At 46.1% G+C, this 19,397-nt stretch carries 19 protein-coding genes; 12 read left to right on the top strand and 7 right to left on the bottom strand.

Annotated features, from left to right (window positions below):
- Window positions 1–41: 41 nt before the first annotated feature.
- On the top strand, window positions 42–800 hold the full coding sequence (locus BM049_RS02480) for an ABC transporter ATP-binding protein (protein WP_091528414.1): 759 nt from the start codon (window positions 42–44) through the stop codon (window positions 798–800).
- Window position 801: 1 nt separating this feature from the next.
- Window positions 802–2,793 (top strand): FtsX-like permease family protein, encoded by a 1,992-nt coding sequence (locus BM049_RS02475; protein WP_177188567.1) that lies wholly within the window; start codon window positions 802–804, stop codon window positions 2,791–2,793.
- Between the two features lie 46 nt (window positions 2,794–2,839).
- Here BM049_RS02475 and BM049_RS02470 read toward each other — a convergent pair whose 3' ends face one another.
- The 3 genes from BM049_RS02470 to BM049_RS02460 form a co-directional block, all read right to left on the bottom strand.
- On the bottom strand, window positions 2,840–3,736 hold the full coding sequence (locus BM049_RS02470) for a glycine betaine ABC transporter substrate-binding protein (RefSeq protein ID WP_091528410.1): 897 nt from the start codon (window positions 3,734–3,736) through the stop codon (window positions 2,840–2,842).
- Window positions 3,737–3,945: 209 nt separating this feature from the next.
- A complete protein-coding gene (locus tag BM049_RS02465; protein ID WP_091528409.1) occupies window positions 3,946–4,836 on the bottom strand; it encodes a glycine betaine ABC transporter substrate-binding protein in 891 nt (296 codons plus the stop codon).
- Between the two features lie 580 nt (window positions 4,837–5,416).
- Window positions 5,417–5,851 (bottom strand): GNAT family N-acetyltransferase, encoded by a 435-nt coding sequence (locus tag BM049_RS02460; protein ID WP_091528407.1) that lies wholly within the window; start codon window positions 5,849–5,851, stop codon window positions 5,417–5,419.
- A gap of 130 nt (window positions 5,852–5,981) precedes the next feature.
- Between BM049_RS02460 and BM049_RS02455 the strand changes: the two genes are divergently transcribed.
- On the top strand, window positions 5,982–6,815 hold the full coding sequence (locus tag BM049_RS02455) for an SMP-30/gluconolactonase/LRE family protein (RefSeq protein ID WP_091528406.1): 834 nt from the start codon (window positions 5,982–5,984) through the stop codon (window positions 6,813–6,815).
- Window positions 6,816–6,862: 47 nt separating this feature from the next.
- On the opposite strand, the gene BM049_RS02450 is transcribed toward BM049_RS02455, so the two are convergent.
- Window positions 6,863–7,249 carry a DUF302 domain-containing protein gene (locus tag BM049_RS02450; protein ID WP_091528404.1) on the bottom strand — a complete coding sequence of 129 codons (387 nt, stop codon included), beginning with the start codon at window positions 7,247–7,249 and terminating at the stop codon, window positions 6,863–6,865.
- Between the two features lie 185 nt (window positions 7,250–7,434).
- Here BM049_RS02450 and BM049_RS02445 point away from each other — a divergent pair, with 185 nt between their 5' ends.
- Genes BM049_RS02445 through BM049_RS02435 form a run of 3 tightly spaced genes read left to right on the top strand, consistent with a single transcriptional unit; the run spans window position 7,435 to window position 9,319 of the window.
- Window positions 7,435–7,638 carry a PLD nuclease N-terminal domain-containing protein gene (locus BM049_RS02445; RefSeq protein ID WP_218147186.1) on the top strand — a complete coding sequence of 68 codons (204 nt, stop codon included), beginning with the start codon at window positions 7,435–7,437 and terminating at the stop codon, window positions 7,636–7,638.
- Window positions 7,638–8,555: an ABC transporter ATP-binding protein gene (locus BM049_RS02440; protein ID WP_091528403.1), complete on the top strand. Its 918-nt coding sequence runs from the start codon at window positions 7,638–7,640 to the stop codon at window positions 8,553–8,555. The genes BM049_RS02445 and BM049_RS02440 overlap by 1 nt, the downstream gene beginning before the upstream one ends.
- Complete coding sequence (locus tag BM049_RS02435) at window positions 8,552–9,319, top strand: hypothetical protein (RefSeq protein ID WP_091528401.1); 768 nt, start codon at window positions 8,552–8,554, stop codon at window positions 9,317–9,319. Before BM049_RS02440 ends, BM049_RS02435 begins: the two co-directional genes overlap by 4 nt.
- Before the next feature lie 188 nt (window positions 9,320–9,507).
- Here the strand turns inward: BM049_RS02435 and BM049_RS02430 are convergent, their stop codons facing one another.
- The gene (locus BM049_RS02430; RefSeq protein WP_091528400.1) at window positions 9,508–10,011 is read right to left on the bottom strand and encodes a hypothetical protein; all 504 of its coding nucleotides are present in this window, start codon (window positions 10,009–10,011) and stop codon (window positions 9,508–9,510) included.
- 169 nt (window positions 10,012–10,180) lie between these two features.
- Between BM049_RS02430 and BM049_RS02425 the strand changes: the two genes are divergently transcribed.
- From BM049_RS02425 to BM049_RS02400, 6 genes are all read left to right on the top strand, one after another.
- The gene (locus tag BM049_RS02425) at window positions 10,181–10,687 is read left to right on the top strand and encodes a cupin domain-containing protein (RefSeq protein WP_091528398.1); all 507 of its coding nucleotides are present in this window, start codon (window positions 10,181–10,183) and stop codon (window positions 10,685–10,687) included.
- Window positions 10,688–11,419: 732 nt separating this feature from the next.
- Window positions 11,420–12,598, top strand: a complete 1,179-nt coding sequence (locus BM049_RS02420) for an acetyl-CoA C-acetyltransferase (protein ID WP_091528397.1) — start codon at window positions 11,420–11,422, stop codon at window positions 12,596–12,598.
- Window positions 12,599–12,608: 10 nt separating this feature from the next.
- On the top strand, window positions 12,609–13,271 hold the full coding sequence (locus BM049_RS02415; protein ID WP_091528395.1) for a CoA transferase subunit A: 663 nt from the start codon (window positions 12,609–12,611) through the stop codon (window positions 13,269–13,271).
- Complete coding sequence (locus tag BM049_RS02410; protein ID WP_091528393.1) at window positions 13,264–13,923, top strand: 3-oxoacid CoA-transferase subunit B; 660 nt, start codon at window positions 13,264–13,266, stop codon at window positions 13,921–13,923. The genes BM049_RS02415 and BM049_RS02410 overlap by 8 nt, the downstream gene beginning before the upstream one ends.
- 34 nt (window positions 13,924–13,957) lie before the next feature.
- Entirely contained in the window at window positions 13,958–14,734 is a 777-nt protein-coding gene (locus tag BM049_RS02405) for a 3-hydroxybutyrate dehydrogenase (protein ID WP_091528391.1), read from the top strand.
- 141 nt (window positions 14,735–14,875) lie between these two features.
- Window positions 14,876–16,171 carry a GntP family permease gene (locus tag BM049_RS02400; RefSeq protein WP_218147182.1) on the top strand — a complete coding sequence of 432 codons (1,296 nt, stop codon included), beginning with the start codon at window positions 14,876–14,878 and terminating at the stop codon, window positions 16,169–16,171.
- Between the two features lie 263 nt (window positions 16,172–16,434).
- Here BM049_RS02400 and BM049_RS02395 read toward each other — a convergent pair whose 3' ends face one another.
- The gene (locus BM049_RS02395) at window positions 16,435–17,328 is read right to left on the bottom strand and encodes a LysR family transcriptional regulator (protein WP_091528389.1); all 894 of its coding nucleotides are present in this window, start codon (window positions 17,326–17,328) and stop codon (window positions 16,435–16,437) included.
- Window positions 17,329–17,390: 62 nt separating this feature from the next.
- On the bottom strand, window positions 17,391–19,376 hold the full coding sequence (gene pulA, locus BM049_RS02390; RefSeq protein WP_245751831.1) for a type I pullulanase: 1,986 nt from the start codon (window positions 19,374–19,376) through the stop codon (window positions 17,391–17,393).
- Between the last annotated feature and the right edge of the window lie 21 nt (window positions 19,377–19,397).

Here is a 19,397-nt window from a genome sequence, read left to right as displayed (position 1 = left end):
GTTTGACGTATGATAGGCCTATAGCTAAGGAGGAAACGATCATGACATTTATGGACGTTAAACATATAAAGAAAATCTACACATCAAAATTGGGTTCAAAAGGGACAGAGGCGTTGAAAGACGTGAACTTTGCGGTGGAAAAGGGCGAGTTCATTTCGGTGATGGGGGAATCCGGTTCCGGAAAAACGACCCTGCTGAATATTCTGTCTACGTTAGACAGCGCAACAGAGGGAGAAGTGTACCTGGGTGACCAGCCTTTATCTTCTATTAAAGATAAAGAGGTTTCAAGGTTCAGAAGAGAGCAGCTCGGGTTCGTGTTCCAGGATTTCAATCTGCTGGACAACTTCACTTTAAAAGATAATATCTTGCTCCCGCTGGTCCTTTCAAGAAAGTCAGTGGATGAGATGGAGAAGACGCTGCAGCCGCTGGTCGAACGTTTAGGCATTGCGCATTTGCTGCATAATTACCCTTATGAAGTATCCGGCGGTCAGAAACAGAGAGCTGCTGTAGCGAGAGCATTGATCACTCAGCCTAAAATCATTCTGGCGGATGAACCGACGGGCGCTCTGGATTCGAAATCTTCGCAGAATCTGATGGAGATCCTGCAGGATGTGCATCAGAATGGTCAGACGATCCTGATGGTCACGCACAGTGCACGGGCAGCCAGTTATTCCAGTCGGGTACTCTTTATACGGGACGGTCAAGTGTACCATGAACTGTATCGTGGGCAGAAAGACCCCGATGTCTTTATTGACAGTATCTCGAAGTCGCTCCTGGTTTCATCTAAAGGACGTGTCTGATATGAAAATAAGTTTTTTCTCTAAAATGGCCTGGCGGAATATAAAAGCAAACCGGAAGCTTTATTATCCTTACAGTCTTTCATCCATATTATCGGTCGCTGTGTTTCAGATGATGGCCAGTCTCATGACCAACGACTTTGTCAGACAACGTTCGGCTGCGCTGCCATCTCTTTTTGAAGTGGGGACGCTAGTCATCGGCGTGTTCTCCGTTATATTTATTTTTTATGTCAATAGCTTTCTGATGAAACGGCGCAAGAAAGAGATCGGTCTGTACAGTGTGCTGGGGCTTGAAAAAAGACATGTCGCTCGAATCTTAGTCATTGAGAACGTCATGGTAAGCGGCCTGAGTATTCTTACGGGGCTACTGGTCGGTGTCTTGTTTGGGCGCTTGAGTTTTCTGTTCCTCAATTATCTGCTGGATCTCCCAAATGCGATGGGCTATTCCACATCGTGGGAGATGACGGGCATGACTGCGTTGCTTTTCATAAGTATTTTTACGTTGACGCTCCTCTATAATATTGCACAAGTGACCTTTTCAAATCCTATCCGTTTGCTTAAAGGAGGTAAAGAAGGGGAGAAAGAACCGAAAAGTTCCCCGATCCTTTTTGTCATCGGCCTGCTTTCTCTTGGAGCGGGTTATTATATTTCCCTGACTATCGATAACCCTATCAGTGCGGTCAATCAGTTTTTTATCGCAGTACTGCTCGTTATCATCGGGACCTACCTGTTGTATACAGCAGGCTCCATTATTATTCTGAAGGCACTCAAGCGCAACAAGGCCTTTTACTATAAGCCGGGTCCGTTTATTTCTATATCAGGCATGCTTTACCGGATGAAGCAGCATGCTGTCGGTCTGGCTAATATCAGTATCTTGTCAGTCATGGTGATCATCGCCGTCTCCACGACGGTTACGCTTTACGCCGGGACAGAAGAGACCTTGAACAATCGTTTCCCGGAAGAAAACAATCTTTCTGTCATGACAGATGAAGAGATGAGCAGCAGAGAACTGAAAGAAACGATAGAAAGTGTTCAAAGTGACTTGAACGAGATAAGCAGCGAGGAAGGCTATACGATGACTGACCAGTATTATTTCCGCTATATGACACTTTGGGGAGAAATGGAAGGCAGCACACTGGCGTTCCAGGACTTTCAAGGTGGCAGCGAAATACCGTTGATGGTGCTGGTCATGCCTATGGATGACTATAACAGACTTGCTGAAGAGCCTGTGACGTTAAGCGGGAACGACCTTCTTTTTTATACCCCAGATCCTGATCTGAACAGAGACTCGCTCACCCTGTTCGATAAGACGTTCGATTTGAAGCAAATAAATGACATGCCGGGGGTCATGAACGGAATGAGTCAGCTTATCGATCCGATCCTGCTGGTGACGCCGGATGACAGCACTCTTGATACACTTAGGAACCAGCGTAATAGTGAATTAGCGGAATATCCGGTCACGCTTTCGGCTGATTTTTTCTGGTCGCTTGAAAACAGTCAGAACAGCACGGAATATGCCACACGCATTCAAGAATCACTGAGAGACACCGACTACCCCGTAGGCTTATTTTATGAATCCAGAGACGGTAACCGGGAAGATTGGTACAGTACGAACGGAGGGTTCTTATTTCTCGGTATTTTCCTGGGCGGACTGTTCACGATCGGTGCGGTACTCATTACTTATTATAAGCAGATTTCAGAAGGGTACGAAGACAAAGAGCGCATTCAGATCATGCAGAAAGTCGGACTGGATAAAGAGACGACCAGACAGGCTACACATTCCCAAATACTCTGGATGTTCACCTTGCCCATTCTGACTGCAGCACTGCACACGGCATTTGCTTATCCGATCGTTCAGAAAATGCTGATGCTGTTCGGCATCACGAGCAATACCCTGTTCACGCTGACGACGTTAGGTGTCGTTATGGGCTATTCACTTATCTACTGGATCATTTATCGTGTCACGTCCAAACTGTATCTCAGCATAGTCGAATAAAAAAAGGTTCAGGAGTGATTTCCTGAACCTTTTTGTCCTATTTTGTTTACTCTGCCGGTTCCAGATCTTCAATCGAATCGATGTCCATGTATTCTGGAACAACTAATCCAATGACTGTTCCTTCCATGTTAGGCCCCATATCGACGATCTCATCACCGTATTCTTCAAGGTACGCGCCTTGTGTGGTTGGCAGCCATGGAGCGACAGTGACATCTACTTCGCCTTGAGCCAGTGCCTGGAAGAGGATAGAAGGATCCACATTATTGACCGTTACTTCAAAGCCGTGTGCTTCCAGTACTTGAGAAATCACAGCTGAAGAGGCACGTTCGGAATCCCATGGGAAAGAGCCGAGTTCGAGTTCCTGTCCGTCCACTTCATCCACGCCTTCTGTCCAGCTGTCAACAGTATCCTGATTTTCTTCGATCCAGTTTGCCGCAGCTTCTTCGAAATCGACTTCCTGCGCTTCCAGCATGATGCTCTGCATATCATCGACTTCCCAGGAGAAGTTTTCCAGAATAGCATAGGCTTCCGGCATATCTTCTTCGAATCCTTCACGGGCCATTGTATGAACGAATTCTGCTTCGCCATATACGCCTTCCGGATCTTCCAGGAATTTCAGATCATACATTTCAAACATATAGTGAGGCGTCCAGCCGGTCACAATGATCGGCTCTTCGCCGTCTATAGCGGAATCCAGCTGTCCCATCATGCCTGCTGTCGAGCTGGTCTCAAGCTCCCAGCCTTCAAGACTGTCATACGCTTCAAGGGCACGCTCAGTCGTTTCTGTAATGCCGGCACCCGGCTCGATCCCAGTTATTGTATATTCCAGTTGTTCGCCGAGGCTGGCATCACTGTCATCTGCGGTATCTTCGCCGCCGCATGCCGCAAGTAATAATGATGCTGATGCAAGTGAAATAAGTTTAATAGGTGTTTTCATTTTCATAAAAATTCCTCCTGTATTTATTATTTGGCTATGTTGATAAATAATAGTTACCTTCCGCGAGGTTGCTGAGAAAGCTTACACGCACACAATAAGCATAGCATAAATGATATTTCTGATAAAATAATACGATCAGCGGTTAGTCACATGAAAAGCAGCAGCCTTTCACATGTTCAGCAATACTGTTGGGGTATAGCTGCCGCTTTCTTTAGTTATTTGGCAGGAATATCTTCAATGGAATCGATATCCATATAAGCGGGCACAACTAGCCCGGATACTGCGCCTGGGAGGTTGGGGCCTAAATCGACCAGGTCGTCTCCGTATTCTTCCATGAAGGCGCCGTGAGTGGTGGGTAACCAGGGCGTAACGGTGGCATCTGCTTCTCCAACTGCCAGCGCCTGGAATAAAACAGACGGGTCTACACTGGTGACGTTGACGTCGAATCCATGATTTTCCAAGGTCAATGACATCACATGCGCTGAAGCACGTTCAGTATCCCATGGCATTGAGATCAGATCGATTTCCTGACCGTCACTTTTAGGCACGCCATTGGTCCATTCACTGACGAGGTCCTGATTCTCGTCGTACCAGTTCTGAGCGGCTTCTTCAAAGGACACATCCTGAGCGGCAAGGACGATCTGCTGCATGTCTTCTGTTTCCCATGCAAAGTTATCTAAAATGGCCGTAGCGTCAGGCATATCTTCTGCAAGACCGGTACGGGTCATCGTGTGGATGTTTTCAGCAGCGCCAAAACCCTCTTTGGGATCTTCAAGAATCTTCAGGTCATAAATTTCAAAAATATAGTGAGGCTGCCAGCCGGTGATGATGATCGGTTCCTCGTTTTCATAAGCCTGCTGCAGTTCAACCATCATACCGCCCGTTGAACTTTCCTGAAGCTCCCAGCCCTCGAGGTTGTCATAAATATCCAGTGTGTTACGTGCGCTTTCGGTTATGCCGGAACCCGGTTCGATACCAGTGATCGTGTAGTCCATTTCTTCAAAAACAGTCGTGTCTTCTTCAGCAGCTGTGTCATCACTCCCGCATGCTGCCATCAACAGTGATGCTGAAGCGATTGATACTAATTTTAACGTTGCTCTTTTCATCCAAATCCTCCATTTAATTTATTTTATCCGTTATTATTGACCAGTCAGAAATTTGCCGCAAAAAAAATCGGGAAGAGTATCCCCGATTTTATGTACTTTTTCATGAAAATTTCAGAAAGTCTTAAATTGCCTATATAAGCGTAACATAAATTTTTGATATTTCAAAATGGCTTAACAGCGGAGTTATTAAAAGGAGGTTGGAATTATTCTGAAATTTATTCTAGAGCCGGGTCACCCCACTCGATGGGCAGTATTGTAGTGAACGAGTAAGCACAGTGCCAGGCCTGCCAATTTATCGATTGGAATTTTCTGAGTATGTAAAGGGGGAACGGGGTCTGCCAGCTCGATAATTGACTGACAAATAAGCTGGTAAGCGCAGAGCTAGGCCTACCAGCTCAGTGTGAAGGTTTGAGGTGAACGAGTAAGCGTAGGGCAGCGCCTGCCAGCTTAATAAGAAACCCGGCAGCGAGTAAGTGTGCGCAATGCCAGGCTTCTCAGCTCAATTAAAAACACCAATGGGAGTTGGTAAGAAAAGACAGAGTTCCCCAATCTTATAGTGATGCAGAAGAGGTTAAGGGACTCAGACTTCCCAACTCATTTTAATGAATGCCACACTGTGAAGTGCTTTTGAAGACTGGAAGCCAAGGGAGGTATAAAATGCCTGGGTTTTCTCAGTATCATCGGTCAGCAGGACGATCTGTCGGATATGAGCATGCTTGTCCAGAACCTTGTTGACCAAAGCCGATCCGATCCGCAGACGCTGGTGGTCTGGATGCACGAGTATGTCTTGAATATAAAGAATAGACGCATCATCGCCGACAGTTCGAATGAGCCCGACCAGCTGGTCACCTTTCCAGGCGCTGAAATAAGTGAGAGATCCTGCGAGAATCTTTTCCATTTTTTCCGGGTGCTCAGTATAACCAACCCACCCGACACTTTCATAAAGCGCAACGAGTTTTGATACATCGATTGGATCATTTGCATAATAAGCTATCGTGTGATTTTCATGATTCATTTTTTTCTCCTTCTAAGCTGTATTCTTCTCTTCTATTATACTAGATAAACGCTATAAGAGCTAAAACTAGAAATGTTGTTCCTTTCTAGTGTATAGTGAAAGAGATAACAAAGGGAAAGGAGAAGACAATATGTATCGGGCAGATATGTTTGAACCAGAATTAGTCTTTTACGCCGGCAATGCGTTGATTGAAAGCCCTTTCTGGGATGGTGAAAATGAAAGGCTTTACTTTATAGCGATATCCGATGGACTCATTTATCAGCTGGATATTCAGACGACAGAGCTGAAAACATTCAAGACGGAAGGTCAAGTTGGAGCAGCTGTGCTTGATGAAGAAGGCATGCTTCTGTCAGCTGAGAAAACAGGCATCTACCGTATCGATCCTGACACGGGAGAGCGGACGTTTGTGACCCATCCCAATCCGGATGACCGTTTGAGGTATAACGATGGAAAGCTGGATCCCAAAGGCCGCTTCTTCGTCGGGACGATGGGACAGGATGACATCATCAAGAATGCGGCGGCTTTGTACGTGGTTGAAAACGGTGAATCGGAAGTCATTTTGAAGGACCTGTCACTTTCGAATGGCTTAGGCTGGTCCCGCGACGGCAAAGCTTTTTATCATATCGATTCGACGGAAAAGACGGTGACGAAATACGATTATGATGCCGAAGCCAAACGTTTAGCTAATGGACGCATGCTGATCCAACTGGAAGACAGTACACCTGACGGCTTGTGTGTAGATAAATGTGATGATATTTGGATCGCTGAATACGGAGGCGGCAAAGTCTGCAAGTGGGATTCTGACACCGGAGAGAAGATTTTTGAGATTCCCATGCCAGTAACGAATGTGACGTCCTGCTGTATCGGCGGAAAGTATGATGAGTTTCTTTACATCACGACGGCAAGAGATGATGAAGATGACGAAGACCTGTCAGGCGGACTGTTCAGAGTACGAATAAGATGAAAAAGTGCCGGCGGGAAGCCCCGCCGGCACTTTCAGATTTGTATGATCTATACTGCAGCTTTAACAGCTTTAGTCAGGATGTCTTCTACTTTGGCAGCGGCCTCATGCAGCGAATCGTTACCCACCATATCGATAAGGACAGTTGGCTTCAATACACCGGCGTAAACATCTTCGCCTTTTTCATAGACAACGACTTTGCAGGGCAGGAAGTAGCCGACTTCGATCTGCTCGTCCAACACTTCTTTAGCCAGTTTAGGGTTACAGACATCTAACACAGTAAAGTTCTTGTCGAACTCAAAGCCTTTACCTTCGATTTTGTCTTTCAGATTGACTTCATATAAGACGCCAAAAGAATTGTCAGCGATGGCCTGTTTCAACTTGTCCAGTGTGTCCTGGTATGAGTGAGAACTTTTTTCTTCGTATGCATAATTCATGTTTAAATTCCTCCAGTTTTATTAATCTTACAACTTCTATTTTCTCTCAATTCTGAAAAAAAAGCAATCAGTATGCTTACAAAAAGTAAGGTTGTGTGCAACCGAAAATCGGTCTCTGGTCCCTAGTAAAAAAAGGGATTTCATGGTTAAATTAATGCATAACGAAATTTAAAGGAGACGAGATAATGTTAATTGAGATCATGGACTATTTGCCTATTATTATTCCGCTTTTACTGTTGCAGCTGGTACTGATGACAACGGCGCTGCTGCACCTAGTTAAAAATGAAAGCTTGGATAAAAACAACAAAATCGTCTGGGCGCTGGTGATTATTTTTGTGAATACGATCGGTCCGATCCTTTACCTCGTATTTGGAAGGAAAGAAGACTGATGGCTGTACTTGAGATAAGTCACTTAAAGAAATCATTTGGCAGTCAGACCGTGCTGGACAATGTCTCTTTTTCAGTTGAAAAAGGCTCTGTCTTCGGTTTTATCGGGAAAAATGGTGCAGGTAAAACGACCACAATGAACATCGTTCTGGGCCTTCTGAAAGCCGAATCCGGCGAAGTGAAAGTGAACGGAGAAGCTGTGACCTATGGCGACACGAAGACTAACCGCTTTGTCGGTTACCTACCGGATGTGCCTGAATTCTATTCGTTTTTGACGGCACGGGAATACATGCAGTTGAGCCTGGATGTCAGTGGGACTACCTACCCTGATGGCGATCAGAAAATCACCGACCTGCTGTCGATGGTAGGGCTGGAAGATACAAAAAAACGTATCAGCAATTATTCCCGCGGCATGAAGCAGCGCCTTGGTATCGCACAGGCCCTGATCAATGATCCTGTTCTTCTGATCTGTGATGAACCGACGTCTGCTTTGGACCCGATCGGGAGAAAACAGCTTCTTTCCGTTCTGGAAAGGGTGAAGGAAAAAACGACGGTCGTTTTCTCTACACATATCCTCAGTGATGTGGAAGCCGTCTGTGACGAAGTTGCTATTTTAGATCAGGGGAAAATCGTTACACAAGGTTCGCTGAGTGAACTGAAGGGTCATCTTTCCTCGAAGCGATGGAGTGTGACGCTCGAAACGTCTGACGAAGCAGACAAAGTCAAAGAAGCAATGACTGATGAGACGGTCGTCTTTAATATTGTTCAAAACGGACAGACGATAGAAGGGGAAACCACAGAGGGCAGACAGGCCATACATTATATTTTGGATATCGTCACTCGTCTGGCTATCGTTCCGGAGAAAATCGAGAGAAAAGAACCGACGATGGAAGAAGTTTTTCTGGAGGCGATCAAATGAGGGGGACACTGGCGTTTATTAAAAAAGAACTGATCGAACATATACGCAACTACAAATTGTTCATCTTTTTTATCGTTTTTGCCATTATTGGGATCCTCAGTCCGTTAACTGCTAAATTCCTGCCAGAGCTGCTGGAAAGTCTGATGGATGAGAACATTACGATCATCCTGCAGGAACCGACGCATGTGGATTCATGGATACAGTTTTTCTCCAATGTCAATCAGATGGGGCTCGTCGTCATGGTCCTTGTCTTCAGTCCGCTAATGGCAAGGGAATATGAAAAAGGGACGCTGGTGCACATGGTGACCAAAGGGCTGCCCAGACTTTCAATCTATTCAGCTAAACTGGCTATGCTTTACTTAAGCTGGACCCTGTTTTACTGGATGAGCGCGCTCATCACGCTTGGCTATACGTTTTACTATTTTCCTGACAGTTCAACAGAGGGACTGCTGCTGGCCACGGTCAGCATGTATGTCTTTGGCCTGATGCTGCTGGCGTTATTGCTGTTTGCGGCAGTCGTTCTTGAAACGACATTTGCCCCCCTGCTGGTCGTCGGGGGATTCGTCGGTCTTTTATTCCTCGGCGAACTGGTACCGGTGATACAGGAATGGAGCCCTCTGCAGCTTAATTCACGCAATGTACAGTGGCTGACAGGTCTGGAACCAGGCCGGGAAATCATACAGAGCTTCGCTGTCACAGGGGTCTTGACTGTGGTGTTTATTGCAGCCGGTGCAGCGCTGTTCAGAAAAAAAGCCATCAATTAAGGGGGAATCTGGTTGAGCGGTGCTTCAGTTTCCTTCTGTCGATGTACTCACGACAGAATAGGTATGAGTGGTGCCATTGTGCTCTTCATTGGACGTACTCAGGAAGAATCAGCTCGAGTAAGGCTTATACGATACATCTATTAAAGGAAGCAGGACCCTCACTATGAAGGTCCTGCTTCCTTTTGCTTTTAAGTAAACTGTACGAATATATCCAGTCCAAACGGCACTTCGTCTTCGATAACTGTTTCTTTACTAGTATCGTAAGCCATGTACGGACCACCTGTAACGTATACAAAAGCCGTCAGCAGGTACTTATCCTGGTAAGACTGCAAGGTCAAGGCTGTCTCTTCCGGAAGAAAACCCAGGGTGATCCCTTCAACTTTCACCAGTGTTTTCCCTTTATCCTTGTTTACGAAATCAACATTGACTGTCGTAATGTTTTCGTACTTATAGGTCTGTTTGGACAGGGGGGTCATATCATCTTTTGTCTTGTCGGAATAGAAGTTTTTAAAAGGATCTTCCTCGACCATTTTCTCGACGATGCGGTCAACGGTTTCTTCATCTGCCTTCAGGTCTTTATCTGTGATCTGCATTTCGTGTTTAAGGGTGTGCTGGTCATTATCTTGTAGATTATTTTGTGCGGACGTATCAGGTGTATCTTTTTTACTTTTGAAAAAATCAAATAGTCCCATGATCAATCTCCTTTTTATCTTAAATGCTGTAATATAAGAATACTGAAAGTGCTTTATTTAGTCAATTGACAGTGATAAATAAATTCGGAGGAGGAAGTGCTATCAGTTGAAGTTCCGGCGCCACGATGACAAACTAAAAGAGTAAAGAGTATTAAAGGAGGAAGATCAGATGGCACGAGCAATTAGAATAGAAGAAAACCCGCCTTTTCCCAATCATCCACTCCCGGTCCTTTATTATCCCAACGCTTTGACGGATCTGCTGAAAACATCGGAGTCTCCTGAAAGCGTTCTGGATTTTTTCAGTGACAATGGCTACAGCAATGGCTGGATTAACGGGATTTATGACTATCACCATTTCCATTCCAATACACATGAGGTGCTGGGGTGCATTGCCGGGCAATCGACCGTACAGCTGGGAGGACCGGGTAAAGATGAATACGCCTTTAATAAGGGGGATGTCATTCTTATCCCTGCCGGTGTGGCCCATAAACTGACTGGTTCGACAGATGACTTCAAAATAGTCGGGGCCTACCCGAACGGACAGCAACCGGACATGCAGCGCGGGGAAGCTTCAGATTACGATGCAGTGCAGAAAAGGGCCTACGATACACTCGTTCCGGCCACAGACCCTGTAACCAAGTTCAAAGGTCCGGTGCAGGAATACTGGGGTCTATAATGATGTGAAAAGCTGAAGCGAGCGCTTCGGCTTTTTTACTGCATGCACTCTTGCGGTAAGTTTTTATCAGCAGGTCGATATGAAAAGCAGTGCATAGTGAGAATTGAGTTAGGACGAAATACCCTAGCGTGAGCGCAGTCTCTCCAAGAGTACGGTGCTTGTCTAAACGCTTCTAAAGTCGGTATTTAGCTTGTTTGTGAATGGAAAACTGATGAATAAACCGAATAGGGTCCATATTCAGACTGTTCGAAACTGAAAAATAAACAGAGGGACCGAATCAGCCCGGATTCGGTTCCAAAAAACGAATGAGCTGAGGAATAAGCCGAAAGGGGAACTGATTTGGTGCATCCACGCGCAGTGAGCTCTTGAATCAGTCGTATGTATTGTGGTTCAACGCATTCAGCGGCTTTTATCGGACGGATAAATCGATTGGAGTCCTCCGTCCTCTTTCCCTTCGAGACGCTATAAAGAAGTTCTGCAGCAGCCGAGCCTGATCTTCAGAGCAAAGGGACCAGTAGGAACGCCTTCGCATCGAAGGCGTTTTTCATCACGCAAACATAAACCGCTTACATATAAGTTTTTATTATATGTCCTATAAAAATAAACAGTTAGACAAGTTTGTGAAAGGCCTTTATTATTAACTTGTAAGCGATTACTACAACTAAAAAACAAAGAGATTGTACAGCATATAGTCTAGTATAATAAATCATAAAAACTTATAGGAGGAAAACGATGAGAGAAGTAGTTATTGTGGAAGCTGCCCGTACACCCATAGGGGCTCACGGTGGTGCTTTTAAGAATGTTTCAGCGGTTGACTTAGGTGTGGCAGTTGTCAAAGGGGCCATGGAGAGAGCAAAACTGAATCCTGGTGATGTGGATGAGCTGATTTTCGGAAATATTCTGAGTGCCGGTCTGGGACAAAACGTCGCCCGGCAAGTTGCTATCTATTCCGGTATCCCTAAGGAAGTGCCATCCTTTGCGTTAAACAAACTCTGTGGATCAGGTCTTAAATCAGTAGCTCTGGCAGCCCAGGCAATCATGGTCGGCGATGCTGACGTTATTATTGCCGGCGGAACGGAAAGCATGAGCAATGCCGCACACGTCATCGAAGACGCAAGATGGGGCAAGCGTATGGGTGACATGAAAGTCGTTGACACGATGCTTAAAGACGGATTGATGGATGCCTTCAATGATTATCATATGGGTATCACTGCTGAAAACATCAACGACAAGTACGGTTTCACACGAGAAGAACAGGACAAATTCGCTGCGACGAGTCAGCAAAGAGCGGAAGAAGCGATCAAAGCCGGAAAATTCAAAGAAGAGATCATTCCAGTCGAAGTCCCTCAGCGTCGTGGTGAGCCGGTGGTCGTTGATACAGACGAGTACCCACGATTCGGTACCACATTTGAAAAACTGCAAAGCATGCGTCCGGCCTTCAAGAAAGACGGATCAGTCACTGCAGGGAACGCTTCAGGCATCAATGATGGTGCTGCGGCACTGATCCTGATGAGCAAGGAGAAAGCGGAAGAGTTAGGCATGACACCTCTCGTCACTTTAACAGCTTATGCTAGTGCTGGCGTCAGCCCGACGATCATGGGCTGTGGCCCGATCCCGGCTACTCAGAAAGTATTGAAAAAAGCTGGGCTGTCTGTGGAAGACCTGGACTTGATCGAAGCAAACGAAGCCTTTGCAGCCCAGTCATTAAGTGTTGTGAAAGACTTGGACCTGAACACAGACATCGTCAATGTCAACGGTGGAGCAATCGCCTTGGGTCATCCGATCGGCGCAAGCGGCGCACGTATCCTGGTCACCCTGATTCATGAAATGCTTAAACGGGATTCTAAAAAAGGCCTGGCAACTCTGTGTATCGGCGGCGGAATGGGTATTGCGGTCACAGTAGAACGATAGGAGGATTAGAATGGATAAAGTAATAGGAATAAATGAAGCGATCAAGGACATCAGAGACGGCGATACACTGATGATCGGCGGCTTCATGGCCAACGGGGCACCGGAGAAGCTGATCGATGCTCTTATAGAAAAAGGTGTCAAAGATATCACGCTGATCAGCACAGACACAGGGCTGATCACCACTGGCTCAGGAAAGCTGATCGCTAAAAAGCTGGTCAAGAAACTGTATGCGTCACATATCGGCACAAATAAGGAAACGGGACGTCAGATGAACGAAGGCGAAACCGATGTCGAACTCGTTCCTCAAGGGACTCTGGTTGAACGCATTCGTGCCGGCGGATACGGTTTAGGGGGGATCCTCACTAAGACGGGCTTAGGTACGCTTGTCGAAGACGGCAAACAAAGAGTCACGGTCGACGGCGAAGATTACCTGCTGGAAAAACCTTTGAAAGCAGATTTTGCACTCATTCATGCCGCTAAAGCGGATCGTAATGGTAATCTGGTGTATAAAGGATCCACAAACAACTTTAATAACGTGATGACTGCGGCTGCGGATGTAACGATCGTTGAAGCTGATGAAGTGGTCGAAAACGGCGACATCGATCCAAACTTCGTACACACCCCCGGCGTCTTCGTCAATCATGTTGTAGATGGAGGTGCAATCAATGGATAAACTGGAAATGCAGGAATTTATTGCTAAACGTGTCGCAAAAGAACTGGAACATGGTCAGGTCGTCAACCTGGGTATTGGTCTGCCGACCAAGGTAGCCAACTACGTGCCGGATAATATCGAAGTCATGTTTCAATCTGAAAACGGTTTTGTGGGACTTGGCCCGACGCCGACAGAAGAAAACCTGGATCCGAACATCGTCAATGCAGGCGGGATACCCGTATCCATCAAACCGGGTGGCGCATTCTTTGACTCCTCGACCTCATTTGGGATCATCCGCGGCGGACACGTGGATCTGACAGTCTTAGGTGCCCTGCAGGTGGATGAAAAAGGGAACATTGCCAACTACATGATTCCCGGGAAACTGGTTCCCGGCATGGGGGGAGCGATGGATCTTCTGAACGGGGCCAAAAAAGTGATCGTCGCCATGGCACATACAGCTAAAGGTAATCACAAAATCTTGGAGGAATGTAACCTGCCATTAACGGCTCAGGGTGCAGTGGACCGTATCATCACTGAAATGGGTGTGATCAAAGTCACGACTGAAGGACTGGTATTGACTGAAATCAATCCCGAATTCACAGTCGAAGAGGTGCAGGAAGCGACCGGAGCAAAACTTTACGTGGATAAAGAGTTAAGAAAAATGGAAGTTTAATCAAACTAAAAAACTATAAATGGAGGAATAAGACATGGTAGAAGGAAAAGTTGTTTTCATTACAGGTGCAGCAAGCGGGATCGGACATGCGATCGGACTGGAGTTCCTGGAAAAAGGTGCCAAAGTTGTCTTCACAGATGTTAACGAAGAAAAATTGAATGAAGTCGTTAAACGCCTGCAGGACGAGGGCAAAGACTGCATAGGCGTCAAAGTCGATGTGACGAATGAAGAAGACATCAAAAAAGGGTTCGATAAAACGATCGAAAAATACGGCCGCCTGGATGTATTACTTAACAATGCCGGACTGCAGCACGTTTCACCACTTGAAGACTTCCCTACAGAAAAATTCGAGTTTATGATCAAAGTCATGCTGACTGCGCCATTCATGGCAACAAAACATGCCATGCCGATCATGAAGAAACAGAAATTCGGGCGTATCCTGAACATGGCTTCGATCAACGGCCTGATCGGCTTTGCCGGTAAATCTGCTTATAACAGTGCCAAACACGGTGTTATCGGTTTGACAAAAGTTACCGCACTGGAAGGAGCAGAACACGGCATTACAGCCAATGCGATCTGCCCTGGATACGTAGATACTCCGCTTGTTCGCGGACAGCTGGGAGACTTGGCTAAAACACGTAATGTGCCTTTGGAAAGTGTACTTGAAGACGTTATTTATCCGCTTGTACCTCAGAAACGTCTGCTTGACGTATCAGAAATCGCAAACCTGGCAATATTCCTGGCAAGTGATGAAGCAAAAGGTGTCACAGGACAGGCTTCTGTTCTTGACGGCGGGTATACCGTACAGTAATCAGTGAACATACTCGGGAAACGGTAGAAATAAAATGGGTTTATTTCTACCGCTGTTTCCTTGTTAAATAGTAAAACAAATAGGTGAGGGAAAGCCTACAGTATCCAATGAGTACTTATTAGATAAAAGGAGTGACAAAAAGTGGAAGTATTAGGTATTATTATCGGGTTAATTATATTGATGGGTCTGGCCTATATGGGTTATTCGATCATCTGGGTCGCACCACTTGCTGCCGGTTTCGTTGCATGGACAGGCGGTCTTGATTTATTGGAAGCCTATACAGGTATTTATATGTCCGGGCTGGTCGGGTTCCTGCAGACATGGTTCCCCGTATTCATGCTCAGTTCCATCTTTGGGAAATTGATGGAAGACACAGGGATGGCACGTTCCATCGCTTTGACCCTTTCAAAAGTGTTAGGTGAAAAAAGAGCTATATTAGGTGTGTTTTTATCCGCTGCTGTACTGACATACGGCGGGATCAGCTTGTTCGTCGTGGTATTCGCAGTATATCCACTGGCATTATCTTTATTCAGAGAAGCGAATCTGCCGAGACGACTCATTCCGGCAACCATTGCTTTAGGTGCCTTCACCTTTACAATGACAGCGCTGCCTGGAACACCTCAGATTCAGAACCTTATCCCTATGACTTATTTCTTCACCACACCAACGGCTGCTCCGATCATGGGTGTTGCCGCTGCCTTAGTTATGGCCATCGGCGGCTATCTCTATTTGATGTGGAGACAGAATAAGTTAGTAAACAAAGGTGAATTGTTTGTTGAACCAAAAGATAATACGGTCGTCGAAGTATCAGACGAAGCTCCAAATGTTTTATTATCTTTGATTCCTCTTCTATCTGTATTGGTGACATTGAACTTGCTTGAATGGAATATCGTCGTAGCCTTGCTGGCAGGTATCATCCTTATTCTGCTGTTGAGTTTACCAAGAATCAGACATATCGGAATATCAAGTTCGATCAACGGCGGAGCAAAAGGTTCCGTTACAGCTATCCTGAACACCAGTGCTGCGGTCGGTTTTGGTACCACAGTACAGGCGGTTCCCGGATTTGCTATCTTGACATCTGCGTTGATGTCTATTCCAGGTACCCCGCTTGTTTCTCTTTCAGTAGCAGTCAATCTGCTAGCCGGGGCAACAGGATCTGCTTCCGGTGGTATGGGGATCGCTCTGGAAGCATTGGGTGAACAGTATTATAACCTGTCACAAACTTCGGGGATCTCTGCCGAGGCCTTCCACAGAGTCGCTTCGATCTCATCCGGTGGTCTGGATGTCCTGCCGCATAATGGAGCAGTCTTGACACTGTTGACGATCACTGGCTTGACACACAAGGACAGCTACATGGATATCGCAGTTGTAGGGATACTGATTCCAATTGCCTCGGTCGTGGTGGCTATTATCTTAGCTTCTATGGGCTTGTATTAAGATAAAGTAATTTAGAAAAAATAATATAACGAGTGGACTGTGTAAGATCACGGTCCACTCGTTTTTTCTTATGTAAAAACTTCGGGTGTGCCTTTTGTTTGTGAGAAGAGCCAGTGAAGGTCACGCAATTGCCTCGCGCGTGCCCTCCAGCACTCAAAAGCAGCAGTGAAGGTCACGCTACTTATCTTCTCCGTAAACAAAAAATGCAAAATGAAAGGATAGGACAGCCGTCCTATCCTTCTTTAATGATCATTTCCGTTCGGCTAACCTTTATAGTAATCTCTCATATAATTGAACACAAAATCTTCAACGCGCGAATACCGTTTCTGCTTTCTGCGGCACAGCACCACTTCCCAGTATATCGGGCTTTCAAAATCCTTTCTCACCACATCTGGAGAAAAATAATAATAATCGACAGGGGTGGGCAATACGGTGATCAGATTGGAGTTGCGCGTCGCATTAAGCAGCAAGTCCCAGGACGCTGACTGCAGATATAATTGCGGTTTCACCTGCAGACTGGAAAACTTGTTCATCAGCTGATGATGGATCATATAGGTGGAATCAAAAATAGCCATGGGCTGATTATGTAAATCTTTCCACTCCAGTTTTTCTTTCTCGGCTAAGGGGTTTCCCTTGCTCATAAATGCCGACAAGGTATCCTTCCTGATCACCACTTCCTCGACAGATCCCAAATCCAGTCCGGTTGGGCGGAGCAGAACAACGATCGGCAGTTCCTGAAGGAGCAGGTCCTTTTTCAGTTCGACGGCCCCGGCTTCTTTGATCTCAAACCGTATCTCAGGATTAGAGGAAATCAGCTTCGGTAAGATCTCCGGAAAGACGACTGAAATAACCACAGGAGGAATACCGATTTTTATATTCCCTCTGAGCTGTGCTGATTCCTGCTGCAGATCTTCGATCATGGCGTCATATTTCTCAACGATTTCTTTGGCATACTGGTAGAGCACTTCTCCGGCAGGCGTCAATGTCTGCAGCCTGCCGTGTGCCCGTTCAAATAAGGTGAGGTTCTCATTTTTTTCAAGGACAGCAATAGTCTGACTTAAAGCCGGCTGAGACACATGAAGGGTTTTTGAAGCCTGCGACATATTAAAGTCGGTTTCGACGATAGAAATGAAATAATGCATTTGTTTAATATCCATGAAGCATCCTTTCTTCGGCTATTCAACTGAACAATTAAATAACCGATTTCTTTATCATTTGATCAGGCAGTCAGTATCAGGACTTCTCTCGGATTGATGATCATACGATGGCCTTTGATGGTGCCGAGTGAAGACAGACCCGCGGCATGCCTGTTAGCTACTATGGTCCATTCGTCAGGGAGCGGATAACTGCTTTTGAGTTCGACTTCTTCCGGATGGAGCGTCGTGTTGACAATCACCGCCATCATGGTCCAGTCCCCTTTCTTAAGCGTATTCGGGATAGTATAAGCCAGCATATTTTCGTTGAGCTGTGAAAAAGTGATGGCGTCACCCGTTTTGTTAGAAGGGTCGCGGAGTGGTGCATAAGCTTTTCTGATCGCGATCATGCCTTTATAGTACTCCACCAGATCTTTATTTTCATTGGCTTGAGCCCACTGAAGCTGGTTGATCGAAATGGAGGACCGGAAACTGTTTTCGTCACCGAGCTTCGTCCGCCCGAACTCTTCGCCGGCCTGCAGGAAGATGCCGCCTAAAGAAGTGAACAAGAGAGCTGCATTGATTTTATTGAGCTGGATGACCGTTTCGTCCCTCGTATAGTCCGGTTCATTTTGAAGAGATTTCATCAGTTTGTCATACAGGGTCAGGTTGTCGTGAGCAGAAGCGTAAGTGATGACCTGAGCCGGGTGACGTGCCCACTGTTTTTCTTCAGGCAGTCTGAAACGACCGACGTCTGATTGCGTATTGGCGAGGATGCTGGCTACCAGATCACCTGTAGCATAAGCGCTGTGTTCGAAACCGTTGGCGCCCTGCAGGAATCCACCGGCCCGTTCATCAAAGACTGGACCTTTGATCGCATCCCTGAATTCATCATTGAACAGAGCGATGCCGTCAGCTAAATCATTGACATGAAACTTGTCGGCAGGTTTATTTGGTTCATAAATGGCTACACTTCCGGCATTCCAGGGTTCACCATACAGAAGGACGTCAGCATGTCCGTTTTCATCAAGTGTCTGACGAAGCATGTTCATGGTATCCACATCATGCAGTCCCATCAGGTCAAAACGGAAACCGTCGATATGGTATTCGTCGGCCCAGTAAAGGACCGTGTCGATGATGTACTTGCGCATCATCCGGCGTTCGCTGGCTGTTTCATTGCCGCAGCCGGAACCGTTGGTGAAGTTGCCCTCGTGATCCTGACGGTAGTAGTAATCTGGAACGGTCAGCTGAAACCAGGCATCGTCTGTTGTATAGGTATGATTAAAGACGACATCTAAAATCACGCCGATATTGTGCTGATGCAGGTGGCTGACCATATCTTTGAACTCTTTGATGCGCGTCTTGGGATCGCTGGGATCTGAAGAATATTTTCCTTCAGGGACATTATAATTTTTTGGGTCGTATCCCCAATTGTAGGCCGGAGAAGTTTCGTCGTTCTCAAAATCAAAGGCGGGCAGCAGATGGATATAGTTGACGCCCAGTTCTTTCACATAGGATAAACCCGCCGGCTGATCCGGATCACCGTTCACTGTCACACCTTCTTCTGTGAAGGCTGAATATTTTCCTCTGCTCTGAGGAGAGAAGGTAGCCTGTTCATCACTGGAGAAGTCTTCGGTATGCACTTCCCAGATCAAGGCATCGGTGATAGATGAAACACCGCGATAGGCATCCGCTGACCAGTGATTTGGATCCGTTTCACTGAGATCAATGATGGCCGAGCGGTTACCGTTCAAGCCGACTGCTTTCGAGTAAACATCGGCGGTTTCGACTTCGGCCTCATTATGGATAAAACTGTAGGTATAAAAGCATCCTTTAAGATTTTTATTGATAGACAAAGTCCAGCAGTTGTTTTTCAGTTTCATTTCGCGCTTGTATAGAGGTTCTGCTGAATCAGCTGTTTCGTATATATTTACATAAGCATGCTGCGCTAAAGGGGACCATACTTTAAACAGGGAATTTTCTGGAGTATAGGTAAGGCCCAGATCATCTCCGGTATATTCATGATCTTCAAGATACGGGATGCGTTCTTCAATAGGGTGTTCAGGTGTCATGATCATAGTCCTTTCTGTGAA

Source organism: Alkalibacterium subtropicum (genome assembly GCF_900112455.1).
In the GTDB taxonomy this organism is placed as follows: Bacteria; Bacillota; Bacilli; order Lactobacillales; family Carnobacteriaceae_A; genus Alkalibacterium; species Alkalibacterium subtropicum.
Note: the sequence above shows the minus strand (reverse complement) of the source record. Positions and strands in the feature narration are given on the sequence as shown.